17 protein-coding genes are annotated in these 16,276 nt (G+C 70.5%); 9 read left to right on the top strand and 8 right to left on the bottom strand.

What is annotated here, in order from left to right; all coding sequences use genetic code 11:
- Both GWK16_RS23425 and rfbB read right to left on the bottom strand, forming a co-directional pair.
- Window positions 1–94 (bottom strand): sugar phosphate nucleotidyltransferase (locus tag GWK16_RS23425; RefSeq protein WP_338144550.1); only part of this gene is annotated, 94 nt, incomplete at its 3' end.
- Window positions 91–1,152, bottom strand: a complete 1,062-nt coding sequence (rfbB, locus tag GWK16_RS23420) for a dTDP-glucose 4,6-dehydratase (protein WP_170056397.1) — start codon at window positions 1,150–1,152, stop codon at window positions 91–93. The genes GWK16_RS23425 and rfbB, both read right to left, overlap by 4 nt.
- A 444-nt stretch (window positions 1,153–1,596) precedes the next feature.
- Between rfbB and GWK16_RS23415 the strand changes: the two genes are divergently transcribed.
- Window positions 1,597–2,928 (top strand): tyrosine-type recombinase/integrase, encoded by a 1,332-nt coding sequence (locus tag GWK16_RS23415; protein WP_170056396.1) that lies wholly within the window; start codon window positions 1,597–1,599, stop codon window positions 2,926–2,928.
- Window positions 2,929–3,024: 96 nt separating this feature from the next.
- On the opposite strand, the gene GWK16_RS23410 is transcribed toward GWK16_RS23415, so the two are convergent.
- The 3 genes from GWK16_RS23410 to trxB form a co-directional block, all read right to left on the bottom strand.
- Window positions 3,025–3,342: a hypothetical protein gene (locus GWK16_RS23410; RefSeq protein ID WP_170056395.1), complete on the bottom strand. Its 318-nt coding sequence runs from the start codon at window positions 3,340–3,342 to the stop codon at window positions 3,025–3,027.
- Window positions 3,343–3,846: 504 nt separating this feature from the next.
- Entirely contained in the window at window positions 3,847–4,740 is an 894-nt protein-coding gene (locus tag GWK16_RS23405) for a LysR family transcriptional regulator (protein ID WP_211187667.1), read from the bottom strand.
- Window positions 4,740–5,714 (bottom strand): thioredoxin-disulfide reductase, encoded by a 975-nt coding sequence (gene trxB, locus GWK16_RS23400; protein ID WP_170056394.1) that lies wholly within the window; start codon window positions 5,712–5,714, stop codon window positions 4,740–4,742. Before trxB ends, GWK16_RS23405 begins: the two co-directional genes overlap by 1 nt.
- Window positions 5,715–5,861: 147 nt before the next feature.
- Between trxB and GWK16_RS23395 the strand changes: the two genes are divergently transcribed.
- The 3 genes from GWK16_RS23395 to GWK16_RS23385 all read left to right on the top strand — a co-directional run bounded on the left by GWK16_RS23395 (window position 5,862) and on the right by GWK16_RS23385 (window position 8,256).
- Complete coding sequence (locus tag GWK16_RS23395; protein ID WP_170056393.1) at window positions 5,862–6,341, top strand: Lrp/AsnC family transcriptional regulator; 480 nt, start codon at window positions 5,862–5,864, stop codon at window positions 6,339–6,341.
- A 137-nt stretch (window positions 6,342–6,478) separates the two neighbouring features.
- Window positions 6,479–7,474, top strand: a complete 996-nt coding sequence (locus GWK16_RS23390; protein WP_170056392.1) for a Bug family tripartite tricarboxylate transporter substrate binding protein — start codon at window positions 6,479–6,481, stop codon at window positions 7,472–7,474.
- An 89-nt stretch (window positions 7,475–7,563) separates the two neighbouring features.
- Window positions 7,564–8,256: a hypothetical protein gene (locus GWK16_RS23385; RefSeq protein ID WP_170056391.1), complete on the top strand. Its 693-nt coding sequence runs from the start codon at window positions 7,564–7,566 to the stop codon at window positions 8,254–8,256.
- A gap of 15 nt (window positions 8,257–8,271) precedes the next feature.
- Here GWK16_RS23385 and GWK16_RS23380 read toward each other — a convergent pair whose 3' ends face one another.
- Both GWK16_RS23380 and GWK16_RS23375 read right to left on the bottom strand, forming a co-directional pair.
- On the bottom strand, window positions 8,272–9,354 hold the full coding sequence (locus GWK16_RS23380) for a malate/lactate/ureidoglycolate dehydrogenase (RefSeq protein ID WP_170056390.1): 1,083 nt from the start codon (window positions 9,352–9,354) through the stop codon (window positions 8,272–8,274).
- Window positions 9,351–10,325, bottom strand: a complete 975-nt coding sequence (locus GWK16_RS23375; RefSeq protein WP_170056389.1) for a Bug family tripartite tricarboxylate transporter substrate binding protein — start codon at window positions 10,323–10,325, stop codon at window positions 9,351–9,353. The genes GWK16_RS23380 and GWK16_RS23375 overlap by 4 nt, the downstream gene beginning before the upstream one ends.
- A 107-nt stretch (window positions 10,326–10,432) precedes the next feature.
- Here GWK16_RS23375 and GWK16_RS23370 point away from each other — a divergent pair, with 107 nt between their 5' ends.
- From GWK16_RS23370 to GWK16_RS23350, 5 genes are all read left to right on the top strand, one after another.
- On the top strand, window positions 10,433–11,656 hold the full coding sequence (locus tag GWK16_RS23370; RefSeq protein WP_170056388.1) for a patatin-like phospholipase family protein: 1,224 nt from the start codon (window positions 10,433–10,435) through the stop codon (window positions 11,654–11,656).
- 47 nt (window positions 11,657–11,703) lie between these two features.
- The gene (locus tag GWK16_RS23365) at window positions 11,704–12,915 is read left to right on the top strand and encodes a patatin-like phospholipase family protein (RefSeq protein WP_170056387.1); all 1,212 of its coding nucleotides are present in this window, start codon (window positions 11,704–11,706) and stop codon (window positions 12,913–12,915) included.
- A gap of 45 nt (window positions 12,916–12,960) precedes the next feature.
- On the top strand, window positions 12,961–13,446 hold the full coding sequence (locus GWK16_RS23360) for a hypothetical protein (protein ID WP_170056386.1): 486 nt from the start codon (window positions 12,961–12,963) through the stop codon (window positions 13,444–13,446).
- Between the two features lie 62 nt (window positions 13,447–13,508).
- Window positions 13,509–14,675, top strand: coding sequence for a fumarylacetoacetate hydrolase family protein (locus GWK16_RS23355; protein ID WP_170056385.1), 1,167 nt, complete (start codon window positions 13,509–13,511; stop codon window positions 14,673–14,675).
- 139 nt (window positions 14,676–14,814) lie between these two features.
- Window positions 14,815–15,567, top strand: coding sequence for an alpha/beta hydrolase (locus GWK16_RS23350; protein WP_170056384.1), 753 nt, complete (start codon window positions 14,815–14,817; stop codon window positions 15,565–15,567).
- Here the strand turns inward: GWK16_RS23350 and GWK16_RS23345 are convergent.
- Window positions 15,520–16,269 (bottom strand): Rossmann-fold NAD(P)-binding domain-containing protein, encoded by a 750-nt coding sequence (locus GWK16_RS23345; RefSeq protein ID WP_338144549.1) that lies wholly within the window; start codon window positions 16,267–16,269, stop codon window positions 15,520–15,522. The two genes, GWK16_RS23350 and GWK16_RS23345, sit on opposite strands and share 48 nt — an antisense overlap.
- Between the last annotated feature and the right edge of the window lie 7 nt (window positions 16,270–16,276).

Raw genomic sequence — 16,276 nt, 5'->3', positions numbered from 1 at the left:
GCTTGTCGTACACCGGCAGCAACTGCTTCGACGCCGCCAGCGTCATCGGATGCAGCCGCGTCCCCGATCCTCCCGCCAGCAGGATGCCCTTCACGCCTTCACTCCCCCCAGGCGCTGGCCCGCATAGCGCTTCTCCCGGATGGGACGCCACCAAGCCTCGTTGTCGAGATACCACGCAATGGTCTCGGCGAGGCCGCTTTCGAAGTCCCGCCGGGCCGTCCAGCCAAGCGCCCGCTCCGCACCCACCGGATCCATCGCATAGCGGAAGTCGTGGCCCGGCCGGTCCTTCACATAGGTGATGAGCCGCTCCCGCGGGCCGGCCGGGTCGGGCCGCAGCCGGTCGAGCGTCGCGCAGATGGCGCGCACCACCTCGAGGTTCGTCCGCTCCTGCCGCGGGCCGAGGCAATAGGTCGCTCCGGGCTGACCGCGGAACAGCGCGAGGCACAGCGCCTCGGCATGGTCCTCGACATGGATCCAGTCGCGGATGTTCGACCCGTCGCCATACACCGGGAGCGTGCGAGCCTCGAGCGCGTTCAGCGTCACTAGCGGGATGAGCTTCTCGGGGAACTGCCAGGGCCCGTAGTTGTTCGTCGTGTTGGAGACGAAGGTCGGCAATCCGTAGGTGTGCTGCCAGGCGCGGACCAGATGGTCCGACGCGGCCTTGGACGCCGAATAGGGGCTGCGCGGATCGTAGCGCGTGTGCTCGTCGAAGGGTGCGTCGTCCCGACTTTCGAGCGACCCGAACACCTCGTCCGTCGAGACATGGTGGAACCGGAAGGCGGACCTGGCCTCCCCTTCCAGCGTCGACCAGTGCTCGCGCGCGGCTTCGAGCAACACCTGGGTGCCGACGACATTGGTGCGGATGAACTCCGCGGGCCCGTCGATCGACCGGTCGACATGCGATTCGGCCGCCAGGTGCATGACGCGCGTGGGCTTCCAGGTCGCGAAGGCGTCCCGTACCGCGGCCACGTCGCAGATGTCGGCCTGGATATGCACGTGGCGCCGGTCCCCGCGCAGCGCGCCGAGGCTTTCCGGGCTGGCGGCGTAGGTCATGCGGTCGAGGTTCACGATGACCTCGTCCGTCGTGGTCAGGAGCCGGCGCAGAACGGCCGACCCGATGAAGCCATAGCCACCGGTGATCAGGAGGGGCATGGAGCGCGCGGTCCCTTCACAACGTCCTGCCGCCTGCTTGCCGCACAAATGCGAACGGACCAAGGCAGGCCGCGACGCGCCGGGAATGACCGCGCCCGCTACCAGAAGCGAGGGAGAGGCAGCGCCCTACCCGCGAAACGCGCTCTTTTCCGCAGAAACACAATCAATACGAGCATTCCGCATGCTCGATCACAGTGTGTAACGATCACATGTATGTGAAAAAGAAAGGCCCGGAAAACCGAAGTTTTCCAGGCCTAGTCAACAGGGAGGCTTCACGTCTGGGAGTTGTGAGGGCTGCATCCCGCCCAGTTCCGGGCTCTACGTCCGATTTCCGCTTGATGCTTGCCATATATCGATTTTATCGTGCCCGTGGCAGCCGCTGGTAATACGCGGAACTCACCGGCAGCGCCTTCCTGTGCCCGTGATGTGCCCGTGGAGGGTCGGATGGCGGTTCTTACGGATGCGGCGGCCCGCGCCGCAAAGAAGGGCGAGGTCGACCGGGACCTGGCAGATGGGACGGTCCCCGGCTTGTCGCTGCGGGTCTTCAAGTCTGGCCGGAAGGCCTGGGCACTGCGCCTCCGGGTGCATGGCGGCGGCCAGAGGCGACTAGACCTCGGGGAGTACCCAGGGACAACCCTCGCCCAGGCCCGGGAACTGGCGACGGAGGCCCGCCGCCGCGCGGGAAGAGGTGAGGATCCCGAACACGTGATCCGGCCGCCGGCGGCGCCCCCTGGGGCGACCGTCGCCATGGCCCTGGAACGCTGGTTGGCGACGAAGGCCGGAAATCGATCGATGCAGCTTGAGAAGCGCCGGATGGCACTGCACGTGGAGCCCGTCATCGGCACCCGGGATGTGCGTGAAGTTTCCCGCGGCGACCTCGCCGAACTCCTCCACGATATGGCGTTCGGGACCGCGCCGAAGCCGGTGGAGGCGAACCGCACCTACACCAGCCTGCGCGGCTTCTTCGGCTGGTGCGCGGCCATGGACATCCGGCCCGACGACCCGACCATCCTGCTGAAGAAGCCGGTGAAGTTCGAGCCGTCGGCCATTCGCCTGCGCGAGGGCACCGAACCGCTCCTGAGCATGGACGATCTCGCGCGCCTTTGGCGCACCGCGCCGCGCATCAACAGCGCGGTCCTGGGCGACCTCGTCAGGTGCATGCTGCTCGTCCCGCTTCGGCGCGACGAATGGACCGATCTTCCCTGGACCGAGGTTCGGGAGGCCTTTGCCGGGGACGGCTGGACCGGGTCAGCCTTGGCAGTGCCGGCCGCGCGAATGAAGGGCAAGCGGCCGGCGAATGTGCCGCTTCCCTCCCAGGCCGTTGCGATCCTCGAGGCGCGAAAGAAGATCACGGGCCGCGGGGAGCATGTTTTCGCTGTGCCCGACCACAGGGCGCCATTCTCGGGTTGGAAACGGGGAGCCGCTGCGCTGAGGAAGGCGCTCGACTCCCGCACCGCCTGGTCCCCTCACACCATCCGCAAGAGCGTGGCCACGGCCCTGGTGCGCGACCTGGGCGCCGATGAGCTGCTCGTCGGCCGCATTCTGCAGCAGGCGGAACACCTTGCGCCGGGGCGGCGACCACGAAGAGGGGTGCGATCTGGGTTCTGCAACGGGCCAAATCTCGGTGCAGCTCCATATCGTTCCGAGCCGGCTGGCCGGCGCCAGGCCGACGCGCAATGTCGACATAGAAGGTCTCGGGCCCTTGCTGCGGCCGTTCAGGGGTACAGGCCCCAAGGGCAAGGGCGGGGGCGAGCCATAGAACGGGAGCGCGCATAGCAATTCCTCCGTCGGCCCCCGCGCGATCTGACCATGCGGTTCAGTGCACCGGAAGCCTGCCGTCGGGTGCCAGCGTTGGGCGCTAGCCGGGCGGCGCTACGGCGCTACCTCTTCGGCGGCCTCGGACGCCACCACCTCTGCCAGGCCAGCGACATGCTCGACCAGCTCGGCAGCCCGGTCGTAGCCCTCCGCGAGCCGGGCGATCATGGCGCCGCGCAGCAGCTCGTTCAGGCCAACGCCGGTGACGCAGAGGCCTGGATGCTCACCCTCGATCGCGGCAATGCGGCCGAGGAAGCCCTGCAGCGCCCCCCGGGCGGCCGCGCAGGCGGCGGCGTCAGCAGCGACTTCCTCGGCCGCCTGGGACGCGGGGGAGCGGCGGGCGCGGATATCGGCGAGGGCGATCAAGTTGGACATCGGGGCAGGCCTCAGGGGTGTTCCTGGGCACAGGATGGGCAGGCCACGAAGCCGCTGAAAAGCCTGAAAATCTGCCGTTTTCTGTCGGGTGACGCGGCCGTCATGACCGACAGGACGGATCCGGCGCGCCGCTGAGTACGTCCCCGCGGCCGGCACGCCGTGCCGGCCGCGCAAGAGTCGTCGCCCGACAAAGACGACGCGACCAAAGGTTGTGGATCGGAAGACGATTCGCGCCAGCCTACCGGCCGGATCCGTGCCCGTGACGTGCCCGTGCTGCCATCGCGCAAAAAGAAAGGCCCGGAAAACCGAAGTTTTCCAGGCCTAGTCAACAGGGAGGCTTCACGTCTGGGAGACGAGGGATCCAAAAGGACCCCGTTCGACAAAGTCGTCGAACACGCAAAACATACCCTTCCTGGCGCATGCGTGTTTCTCGATCTCGGACAAGCCGACATGCGATAAGCGCATGGCTTGCCCTACGGCCGGGTAATCTGCCGCACTGACAGGTCAGTTGCCGGTGCCGGCAAGCTCCGCCACGAGGAAATCTCGGAAGACGGCAACGCGCTTCGAGTGCCGCATCTCCTCCGGATAGACGAAGAAGGCCTCGATGCGCGGGCACTTCACGCCAGGCAGGACCTGGACGAGGTCCGTCAGCTGGTCGCCGACGTAGTCCGGCAGCGCGGCGAGGCCGAGCCCGCTGCGCACCGCCTCGATCATGCCCGGCAGGGAATTGATCTCGATCGCCGCGCGCCGGGGGGTCCCCGGACGCCGGCCGGCTTCGGCCAACCAGTTGATGTTGTCGATCGGCGGCCGGTAGTCCCCGTAGACGATCAGCCGGTGGGCATCGAGATCCTCGACCCGCTGCGGAATCCCGGTCGCCTTGAGATACGACGCCGCGCCGCAGACCTTCCAGCCGAAGGTCGCGATGTGCCGCTGGATCAGGTCGGGCTGTCGCGGCGGATGCATCCGGATCGCGACATCCGCCTCGCGCATGGCGAGGTCGAGATCCGAATCGTCGAGCAGCAGGGTGACGCTGATCTCGGGATGCAGGTCGATCATGCGGCGCAGGCGAGGCGCCAGCCATGCGCTGCCGAAACCCGTCGTGGTCGTGACCTTGAGCCGCCCGGCGGGCCGCTCGCGGCTTTCGGTCAGCAGCGCCTCGGTCATCGCGAGCTTCGCGAAGACCTCCCGCACCGTGCGGTTCAGCGTCTCTCCCTGCTCGGTCAGGATCAGGCCGCGCGCGTGGCGGTGGAACAGCGGGACCGTCAGCGCTTCCTCGAGCGCCTGGATCTGGCGCGAGACGGCGGACTGGCTGAGGTTCAGCGTCTCCCCCGCATGGGTGAAGGATCCTGCTTCGGCGACCGCGTGGAAAACCCGCAGCTTGTCCCAGTCGATCGGCATCAGGCGGCCGCTTGCTCTGTCTCGGCGTCGACGACCGCCAGGAACTTCTCGGCCTCCAGGGCCGCCATGCAGCCGGTGCCGGCCGCGGTGACCGCCTGGCGGTAGACCTTGTCCTGCACGTCGCCCGCGGCGAAGACGCCGGGGACGGAGGTGCGCGTGGTGCCCGGCACCGTCACGATGTAGCCCTCCCCGTCCATCTCCACCTGCCCCTGGAACAGCGCCGTCGCCGGCGCATGGCCGATGGCCACGAAGACGCCGTCCACCTTGAGCTCGCTGCGCTCCCCGGTCTTGGCGTTGCGCAGCGCGAGGCCGCGCGCGACCGGCACGCGGCCCGACGGGTCGGCCAGCACCGCCTCGGTCACCGTGTCCCACAGCACCGTCACGTTCGACTTCGCGAAGAGCCGCTTCTGCAGGATCTTCTCGGACTTCAGCGAGTCGCGCCGGTGGATCAGCGTGACGTGCTTCGCGAGGTTCGCGAGGTAGAGCGCCTCCTCGGTCGCCGAATTGCCGCCGCCGATCACGGCCACGTCCTTGCCGCGGTAGAAGAAGCCGTCGCAGGTCGCGCAGGCCGAGACGCCGAAGCCGCCCAGCTCCTTCTCGCCGGGGATGCCGAGCCACTTCGCCTGCGCCCCGGTCGCGATGACCACCGCCTCCGCTTCGTAGGACTCGCCCGAATCCCCCATGGCGCGGAACGGACGGCGCGACAGGTCGACCGAGGTGATGATGTCGTACAGCACGCGCGCGCCGACATGCTCGGCCTGCTTCTGCATCTGCTCCATCAGCCACGGACCCTGGATGGCCTCGGCGAAGCCCGGATAGTTCTCGACATCCGTGGTGATGGTCAGCTGCCCACCCGGCTGCAGCCCCGCGACGACCAGCGGCGCGAGCCCTGCGCGCGCCGCATAGATCGCCGCCGTGTACCCCGCCGGGCCGGCGCCGATGATGAGGAGGCGGGTGCGATGCGTCTCGGCCACGGTGCGGGTCCCAACTCAGTTGCAATGCGTCCGATATCGGGCAGACCTGCGCCAGTCACAACCCGGTGCCTTGATACTGCCGTCCCGTGCAATGATATTGCGCGGAGCCGCGCTGTACGGCAACGAAACAAGTGATTCCTGGATCTCATGCCCCGCGACCAAGACGACCCGGACCTCGATTCCGTCGACCGCAACATCCTCGCCGAACTGCAGGGGGATGGCCGGATGACGAATGTCGAACTGGCGCGGCGGGTGAACCTCTCCGCCCCGCCGTGCCTGCGGCGCGTGCGCCGGCTCGAGGAAGCGGGCGTGATTCGCGGCTACCATGCCGATATCGATCCGGTCGCGCTGGGCTGGGAGATCACCTTCTTCGCCCTGGTCGGGCTCGAATCGCAGAAGCAGGCGGTGCTCGACGCCTTCGAGTCGCTGGCGGCCTCCTGGCCCGAGGTCCGCGAGTGCCACATGATCCGCGGCGGCGGCGACTTCCTGCTGCGCCTCGTGGCGCGCGACACGGCGCATGAAAACGAACTGACCGCGCGGCTCACCAACGCGCCGTCCGTGCTGCGGGTGCAGACGCTGCAGACGATCCGCACGGCGAAGGACGCGGCGGGGGTTCCGATCGGATAGCGCCCCGCCGGGGACGACACCGGACCGCTCAGGCCTCCGGCGGCCGCTCGGCCGCCTGACGCGCCGCGCTTGACGGCCCACTCCGCCGCGCCTCCCATGACGGCAAGGCCATCCAAGGCCACCTGGGAGACGCGTTCATGACCTTGTCGCCGGACTTTCGTCCGTCCGTCCTCGGACGCCGCACGCTGCTCGTCGCCTCCGCCGCGGGGCTCGCCGCGCCGGCCCTCGCCCAGGGCCCCTGGCCGACCGGGCCGGTCCGCTTCATTGGCATCTTCCCGCCAGGTGGCGGCACCGACATCCTGTCCCGCCTCTGGTGCGCCAAGATGGGCGAGATCACCGGCCAGCAATTCGTGGTCGAGAACCGCTCGGGCAGCGCCGGCAACGTCGGGACGGAAGCGATCGCGCGCTCCAACCCTGACGGCACGACGATCGGGCTCGCCTCGGTGTCCTCGCTGTCGATCGCGCCCACGCTGTATGCGCGCCTGCCTTTCGACGTGCGGCGCGACTTCACCTTCATCTCGGGGCTGTGGCAGCTGCCCAACCTGCTCGTCGTGAACAACGACGTCCCGGCGCGCAGCGTGCCGGAACTGATCGCGCTCATCCGCGCCAATCCGGGGCGCTACACCTATGCCTCGTCCGGCTCGGGGACGACGGTCCACCTCTCCGGCGAGATGTTCAAGCACATGGCGGGTCTCGACATCCTCCACGTGCCCTATCGCGGCGGCGCCCCGGCGCATATCGACCTGATCGGCGGGCGCGTGCACATGATCTTCGACAACATCCCCCAGGCATTGGCCGAGGCGCGCGACGGCAAGGTCCGGGCGCTCGCCGTGACCGGCGCGCAGCGCAGCCCCATGGCGCCCGAGATCCCCGCCATGGCCGAATTCCTGCCGGGCTTCGAGATCACCTCCTGGGGCGGCGTGCAGGGTCCCGCCGGAATGCCGCGCCCGATCGTCGATCGCATCAACGCGCTGACGAAGCAGGCCCTCGAAAACGCGGACCTGCAGCAGCGCTTCCGCGAGAACGGCGCGACGCCGTGGTGGACGACGCCCGAGGGACTCGCCGATTTCCGCGCGCAGAACGAGGCGGCCTTCGCGCCGCTGATCCGCGCCTCCGGCGCACGCGTGGACTGACGTCACCTGCTGGATCAGTTTGCGCTTATCGATGCGACATCCTTTCAACTAGGCTTCGCAAGGATCAGGTCCGAGCCAGGAGCACAGCCATGTCCGTGACCGTCTCGGCCCCCACCGGGGGCGCTGCCACCGAGACACCGCATGCCCATGCTGCGCTGTTCGCCGCGGATCCGGCCGGCTACATCCGCACCCACGCCTGCCTGCTGCACGCGGAGTTGCTGTCGGCGCGAGGCTCGACCGCGCTCACCAACGAGACCTTCGATCGTGCGACCTGCGGTTCCCGCGGCATCGAGTTCCTTCGGACGGGCAACCAGCGCCTGACGGCGACGATCATGACCGCCATCCGCGACATGCCCGGACTGCCGCTGATCCGCGTGACCGAGGGCGGCCGCGGCACCGAGCGCGTCTGCTTCCTGCCCTGGCAGGAGGACCGCTGCACCCTCACCAAGATGTCCAACCACGCGACCCTCTTCCTGACCGGGCCGCTCACCGGCTGCAACATCTACATCGCCGCCAAGCCTGGCCACCGCCTGCTCGCCTTCCACGGGAATCTCAACTCGGATGGCGAGGACCGGAACACGAACAACGTGCGCAAGGACAAGGAGGCGATCAACATCGCCTCGGAACGCGGCTTTACCCTCACCCATCGGCTCGCGCGCGGCGACTACCAGATTCCGGCCTTCGTCTGGGGCGAGCGGACGACCGCCGGCTGGTCCTGCTTCGTCCATGAGGTGAACCCGCTGACCCGCGACTTCACCAACAAGGCGCTGCCCCGCATCTGACCGCGGGGCCGCGGGTCACCTCGCCTCCGGCACCTCGTTGATGCCAAGGCTCCGCGCGGCGTCCACCAGCATCGCCCAGGTGTTCGCATCCACCGGCACGCCGGTCGCCAGCCGCCGCGCCTTGGTGATGCGTTCCTTCTCGCCGGCCACCAGCACCGGACTGTCCGGATCGGCCGCCGGCGAGGACTTCACGTCCTCGATCACCGCCGCGAGTTCCGCGCGGAACGCCTCGACATCGCCGAAGCGCGCCGGGTCGAGCACGAAGGCCAGCCAGGAATTGACGATGCCGCGGTCGCGCATCTCCGGCCGCCACGCCGTCGCACCGCCGAGCAGCGCGCCGGCCAGCAGCTCGCACACCAGCGCCAGCCCATAGCCCTTGTGCGCCCCGAAGGAGAGCAGCGCCCCGCGTGGTTCCCCGCGATAGAGCACGCCCGGATCGTTGGTCGGCTGCCCGTCCGCGTCCACCAGCGCGCCGTCCGGCACCGCGCGCCCCGCATTGAACGCAACGCGGCACTTGCCGAGCGCGATCGCCGAGGTCGCGAAGTCCAGCACCAGCGGCTGGCCGTTCGGGTGGGCCGGCGGGATGGTGATGCACACCGGATTGGTCGACAGCCGCGCCGCCGAACCGCCGAAAGGTGCGACCGCCGGCGGCCCCGACACGCCGTTGACGAAGTGGACGGAGATCATCCCCGCCCGCGCCGCCTGCTCGCCATAGGTGCCGACGCGGCCGATGTGGTGGACGTTGCGCAGCCCCATCACCGCATGGCCGTGCCGGCGCGCAGCCTCGATCGCCCAGTCCATCGCGATCCGCCCGACATGCTGGCCATAGCCCATCCGGCCGTCGAACAGCGCCAGCGAAGGATCCTGCCGTACCGGATCGGGCGCGGCATTCGGAGTCAGCTTGCCTTCGCGCACATGCTGCACGTAGCGGGGCAGCAGCATGATGCCGTGGCTGTCATGGCCCTGCAGGTTGGCTTCCAGCAGGTGCGCGGCGACCTCCTCCGCTTCCTGCCGCGTGCTGCCGGTTCCCGCCACGATGGCGCGCACGAATCCCTCGAGCGCGCCGGCCTCGACATGCAGCGTCGCCGCCTCGCTCATGATTCCTTCCACGGGCGGCGCTGCCACAGGCCGCGCAGCTCCGTCTCGAGCGCGGCGACGTCGGCGCGGTAGTCGGCCCCGATGCGCGGGGACAGCGGCAGGCCGAGGCGATCCGCCTCCCGCACGAAATCCGTATCCGCCAGCGCGGCCCGGAAGGCTTCCTCCAGCCGCTGCCGCATCTCCGCCGGCAGGTTCGGCGGAGCGACGATGCCGCGCGTCGCGCCGCTGATCACGTCGAAGCCCTGGTCGCGGAAGGTCGGCACGTCCGGCGTGACCGACCAGCGCGTCGCCCCCGCCTGGCCGAGGCAGCGGATCCGCCCGTCGCGCCACAGCGTCAGGCCTTCGCTCATGTTGAAGGCGCCGACGTCGAGATGCCCGCCCATCAGCGCCGTGGACAGCGGCGCCATGCCGTTGAAGGGCGCATGGGTCATCGGCGGCAGCGCCGCCTTCTCCTCGAAGGCGATGACCAGCAGGTGGTCATCGGATCCGACGCCGGTCGTGCCGTAGGACAGCGCCCCCGGCCGCGCCTTGGCGGCGGCGGCCAGGTCGGCGAGCGAGCGCAGCGGCGAGTTGGCCGCGACGAACAGCCCGCCCGGGTCGTCCACCACATTGGCGATGAAAGTGAAGTCGAGCGGGCGATACCGGACCTGGCGTTCGATCGGGTAGGTCACCAGCGCCGGCACGCTGGTCGCCGCTAGCGTGAAGCCGTCCGGCGCCGCCGTGAAGGCGGCTTCCCAGCCGGTCTGCCCGCCCGCGCCGGGGCGGTTCACCACCACGAACCGGGCGCCCGGCAGCCGGTTCTGCACCGCCGGCAGCACCACGCGCGCCATGGTGTCCACGCCGCCGCCGGGCGGATAGGGCACGATCACCTCGATCGGTCGGTCGGCGGGCCAGGCGGCGCGGGCCAGGCGCGGCAGCGCCAGTGTGCCGACGGCGGCGAGACCGCCAAGGGCGGCGCGGCGGGTGGTCATGGCGATCCTCCGGATTGCTTTGGCGTCACATTGGACGCCGGGTGCCTTGGGCGGCAAGGGCAGGCGCGCTAGAAGCCGGGCGCATCGATCCATCCGGAGATCTCCCCGTGACGAAGCAGCGAAACGGCGGCGCGCGCCGCGATGTGCTGAAGCTCGCCAGCCTGGCGGCGCTCGGCGCCACGAGCGCCTGCGCGCTGCCAGAACGGCTGCCGGCCGTGGCCAGCGGCCGCGCGGCCGATGCCACGGTGCTCGGCATCCCCAACGAGCGCTTCGTCTTCGCCGGAGAGCCGGGCTCCGCCGGGCTCGCGATCGAACGCGAATTCGCCGCGGCGGCAGCGCGGCGTCTGCGCCATCTCGGCCTGCGGCGGCTGGACCAGATGCCGCGTTACGACCTGCTCGGCGTCTCGGGCGGCGGCGAGAACGGAGCCTTCGGCGCTGGCCTGCTCTGCGGCTGGAGCGCACGGGGCGACCGGCCGGAATTCGAGCTCGTCACCGGCGTCTCGACCGGCGCGCTCACCGCACCCTTCGCCTTCCTCGGTTCCGAATGGGATCCGCAGCTCAAGAGCGTCTACACCGACATCACCCCGGACGACGTGCTGCGCAGCCGTGGGCTGCTCTCGGCCGTCTTCCACGACGCGCTGGCGGACAACGAGCCGCTCTTCCTCACCATCTCGCGCCACCTCGACGAACGGATGCTCGCGGCGATCGGCCGCGCCTACCAGGAGGGCCGGCTGCTTTTCGTCGGGTCGACCAACCTCGACGCCCAGGTGCCCGTGGTGTGGAACGTCGGCGCCATCGCGGCGAGCGGCCACCCCCGGGCCCTCGATCTCGTGCGGCGGCTGCTGCTCGCATCGGCGGCGATCCCCGGCGCCTTCCCGCCCGTCATGATCGACGTGACCGTGGACGGCGAATCGCGGCAGGAGATGCATGTCGACGGCGGCGCCTTCGCGCAGGTCTTCCTGTATCCGCGGCAGGTCGGGGAGGCGCGGCGCGCCCGCGCGCAGCGCGGCCAGCGCCTGATACCGGCCACCGCCTACATCATCCGCAACGGGCGGCTCGACCCGGACTGGGCCTCGGTCGACCGGCGGACCCTGACCATCGCCGGGCGGGCCATCTCGACCATGATCGCGGCAAGCGGCCTCAACGACGTCATCCGCATCTGGAATTCCTGCCAACGGGACGGCGTCGACTACAACCTGGCCTTCATCGGGCGGGACTTCACCGGGTCCTACACCCAGCCCTTCGAGCAGGCCTACATGCGCGGTCTCTTTGATTTCGCCTTCGCCCGCGCGCAGCAAGGCTACACCTGGGCCAAGCAGCCGCCGGTCTGACGGCTGGCGCTTCACCGCGGAACCCGTCGCGCGATAGTCTCCCCGCCATGCCAGGCTTTGGTTCGGAACGGGGGTTTGCACGGCGCGCGGCGCTGGCGGGGGCTGCGAGCGTCCTCGCGGGCTGCACCCTGCCGCGCCAGTACGACCCGGTGCCGGTCGACCGGGTGCGCAACGCGCAGGTGCTGGGCCTGCCGAACGAACGCTTCTGCGTCTCGGATGCCGCCGACGTGCCGCGCATCGTCGAGGAATTCAACCTCGCCGGCCGGCGCCAGCGACGCGCCTTCGGCCTCGGCCCGCGCGACCCGCTGCCGCCGGCGCACATCATCGCCTTCTCGGGCGGGGGCGAGAACGGGGCCTTCGGCGCCGGCCTCGCCTGCGGGTGGACGAAGAACGGCACCAGGCCGCGCTTCGCGCTCGTCACCGGCATCAGCACCGGCGCCCTGACGGCGCCGCTGGTCTTCGTCGGCCCGCATCGCGACGACGAATTGCGCGCCGCCTACACCGATATCACGGTTGCCGACGTGCTGACGCAGCGCGGCTTCCTCGCCGCGCTGACCGACGACGCGGTGGCGGACAGCGCGCCCCTCGCGCGCACCATCGCCCGCCATATGGACGCCGCGCTGCTCGCCGAGATCGCCCAGCGCTACCGCAACGGCGCGCAGCTCGTGATCGGGACGACGAATCTCGACGCGCAGCGCCCGGTCGGCTGGAACATCGGCGCCATCGCCGACAGCGGCCATCCCCGAGCGCTCGACCTGGTGCGCCAGATCCTGCTCGCCTCCGCCTCCATCCCCGGCATCTTCCCGCCGGTGATGATCGACGTGACGGTGGACGGCCGCCCCTACCAGGAGATGCATGTCGACGGCGGCACCTATGCGCAGGCCTATCTCTACCCGCCGGCGCTCGGGGACACACGGGTGGAGCGCATCCGCCTCGGGCTGACCCCGCCCTCCGTCACCGCCTACATCGTGCGCAACGCGCGGCTGACGCAAAGCGGCGGACCGGTGCGCCGCCGCGCCGTCTCGATCGCCGAGCGCGCCATCTCGACGCTGATCGGGGCGGCGGGGGTCAACGACATCTACCGCATCCAGGTCTCGGCGATGCGGCACGGCATCGGCTTCCGGCTCGCGAACATCGAGGACGACTTCACCGCCGAGGAGACCGAGCCCTTCGACCCCGCCTACCTCCGGGCCCTGTTCGGCTACGGCTTCGCCAAGGCGGAGGCGGGCTACCCGTGGAAGGTCACGCTGCCCGCCTGAGGCCGCGCTAACCCTTCCTTCAGCCTCCCTGCGTCAGAGTGCCGCATGACGCCCGCCGCCCCGGATCGCTTCGACGCCTGTGCCGCCGCGGTCATCGCCGCGCGCGGACCCTTCCTTCCCCACGACCCGGTGTTCGAAGGGCCTTCGGCCCACGGCATCGGACTCGGCCTTCTCTCGGTCTGGGTCGGGGGGCCCGCCGACGAGACCGCGCTGCGCCGCCTCGGAGCCGACGGCGCAGCGCGGATCCTTCGACAGATGGTCTGGGCACCGCTCGACGCCGACCATCTCGCGGCCGGGCCCGACCTTGCCCTCTTCGCCTATGCCGCCGAGGCCGGGACCATGCAGGCGCTGACCGACCTGCAGATGGAACTCGGGGTCGCGCCCACCGGCGCCCCCGACGCCGCGACCGTCGCCACCGCGGCGGCACGCGAGCCCGCCTTGCTCGCCCGCGCCATCCGGCGCCGCCACGAGGCCTGGCGGCATGCCCGCGGCCTGGAGCGGCACGAGACCACCATGCGCCCGGCCTGCTGACCCCCCTTGGCAGCCTCCCCCGGCCCGGCCAGCCTGTGGGCCGACAACGGGGAGAGAAACGCATGCGGCTGGACCGTTCCTGCCTGCCGGAGGATTTCGCCAAGGGCGCCTTCGCGGCGCGCATCATGACGGCCGACGGGCCGTGCATCGTCGGCTTCCTCGGCGGCGCGGCCTTCGACATGACCTGCGCCTTCGGCACCATGTCCCGCTGGATGGAGGAGGAGCGCCCGGTCGCGGCGATCCGCCAGCGCGGCGCGCCGCTCGCCATCGACCTCGACGCGCTGCTCGCGAATTCGGCGCATGACGCGCGCGATCCGTCCAAGCCCTGGCTGCTGGCGCCGATCGACCTGCAGGCGGTGAAGGCCGCCGGCGTGACCTATGTGCGATCCATGCTCGAACGGGTGATCGAGGAGCGCTGCCGCGGCGACGCCTCCCTCGCTGCCGCGGTGCGGGTCGAAGTGCGCGGCATCATCGGCGACGACCTCGCCAACCTCGTCCCCGGCAGCGCCGAGGCGATGCGCGTCAAGGAAGCCCTCGTCGCCAAGGGCTGGTGGAGCCAGTACCTCGAGGTCGGCATCGGCGCCGATGCCGAGATCTTCACCAAATGCCCGCCCATGGCCCCGGTCGGCCTCGGATCGAAGATCGGCGTGCATCCGAACTCCGCCTGGTCGAACCCGGAGCCCGAGGCGGTGATGGTGGTGAACAGCCGCGGCCGCATCCAGGGGGCGACGCTCGGCAACGACGTCAACCTGCGCGACGTGGAAGGGCGATCGGCGCTGCTGCTCGGCCGGGCGAAGGACAACAACGCCTCGGCCGCGCTGGGCCCGATGGTCCGGCTGTTCGACGACGGCTTCTCGCTCGAGGACATCCGTCGCGCCGAGATCGCGCTGACCATCTCGGGCCGCGACGGCTTCACGCTGGACGAACGCGGCGCGGTCGGTTCGATCAGCCGCGATCCCACCGACCTGGTGGCGCAGATGATCGGCGCGCACCACCAGTATCCGGACGGGGCGGTGCTGTATCTCGGCACGCCCTTCTCGCCCTCGAAGGACCGTGGCGCGCCGGGGATGGGCTTCACGCACAAGGAGGGCGACATGGTGCGGATCGCCTCGCCGCGGCTTGGCGCCTTGGTGAACGAGGTGGACCGGACCGACGAGTGCCCGCCCTGGGCCTTCGGGACCGGGGCGTTGTTCGCATCCCTGATGCGGCGGGGCCTACCGCGGCCGTGAGGTGGCCGGGCGCCGCCCTTCCGCACCTCCCCCCGGCACGCCCCTTGGCGCCGGCACCCGGTACTGGTTTCCAAAGGCCTTTCGGCCTTTGGTGGGTGGGGTATGGGGAGGGCGAAGCCCTCCCCAGGAGTCCGACGCGATGAAGGAAGAACACGGCACGATCGACCGCGGCGATGGGGTCGCCCTCGCCTGGCGGCGCCTGTCCGGCCGCGGACCCGGCGTGGTCTTCCTCGGCGGCTTCAACTCCGACATGACCGGCAGCAAGGCGGAATTCCTTGCCGGCTGGTGCGAGGCCCGCGGCACGCCTTTCCTGCGCTTCGACTATTCCGGCCACGGCGCCTCCGGCGGCCGCTTCGTGGACGGCACCATCGGCCGCTGGGCCGAGGACGCCGCGCGCGTCGTCGCGGCGCTGACCGACGGCCCGCAGGTGCTGGTGGGATCCTCGATGGGCGGCTGGATCGCGCTGCTGCTGGCGCGGCGCATGGCGATCCGCGCGCTGGTCGGCATCGCGCCGGCGCCCGACTTCACCGAGGACCTGATGTGGGCCGGGTTCACGCCCGAGCAGCGCGCGACGATCGAGCGCGACGGCGTCTGGCACCGTCCGAGCGCGTATGGCGACCCCTACCCCATCACCCGCGCGCTGATCGAGGATGGCCGCAACCACCTGCTGCTGCGCGCGCCGATCGCGTTGGACGTTTCCGTGCGCATCCTGCAGGGCCAGCAGGACCCCGACGTGCCGTGGCGGCACGCGCTGCGTATCGCCGAGGCGGTGACGGGTGGCGACGTGCGCGTTCACCTGATCAAGCACGGGGACCACCGCCTCTCCCGCCCGCAGGACCTCGCGCTACTGGGCGAGACCCTCGCGCCCCTCCTCCGCGAGGATGGCCGCTAGGCCCTCCCAATAAGTCGGATAGCGCCAGGCGATGCCGAGCGCGGCCTTGGTGGCCGTGTTCGTCACGCGCCGGTTCTCCGCCCAGAAGGACAGCGCCATGGGCGACATGCGCGACCGCGCTTCCTCGAACGGGATTGCCGGCGGCGCCGCGACACCCAGCAGTTCCGCCGCGTGGGCGGTGACGACGGCGCTCTCCGCCGCCTCGTCGTCCACGAGGTGCAGCACGCGGACGGCCGGCGGCAGGTCCTGGCGGATCGCGGCGCAGACCGCCCGCGCGATGTCGTCGCGATGGATGCGGGAGAAGGCGTGGCCCGGCTTCACGACGCAGCGGGCCGTGCCGGCGCGCAGGTCATCGAAGGCCGAACGCCCCGGCCCGTAGATCCCGCCGACGCGGAAGATGTCGAGCGCGACGCGGCCGGCGACGCAGTCTCGCCAGGCGTTCTCAGCCTCGAGGCGGCGGATGGATCGCGGCTGGCCGGGCGCCGGCGGCGTCGCCTCATCCACCGCCCCGCCGTCGCGATCGCCATAGACGCCCGTCGTCGAGAGATAGCCGACCCAGCGCAGCGTCCCCGCGACAAGGGCCCGTTCGATCGAGGGTCCGTGCGCGGCGAGGACAGGGTCCCCGCCCTCCCCCGGCGCGGCGGTGACGAGAAGATGACTTGCGCGCCCGATCGCCTCGCCGGCGCCCGCGAAAGGCAACACGGACACG

Origin of the sequence: Neoroseomonas marina (genome assembly GCF_012927745.1) — a bacterium.
GTDB classification, from domain to species: Bacteria; Pseudomonadota; Alphaproteobacteria; order Acetobacterales; family Acetobacteraceae; genus Neoroseomonas; species Neoroseomonas marina.
This window is presented reverse-complemented; position numbering and strand designations above follow the sequence as displayed.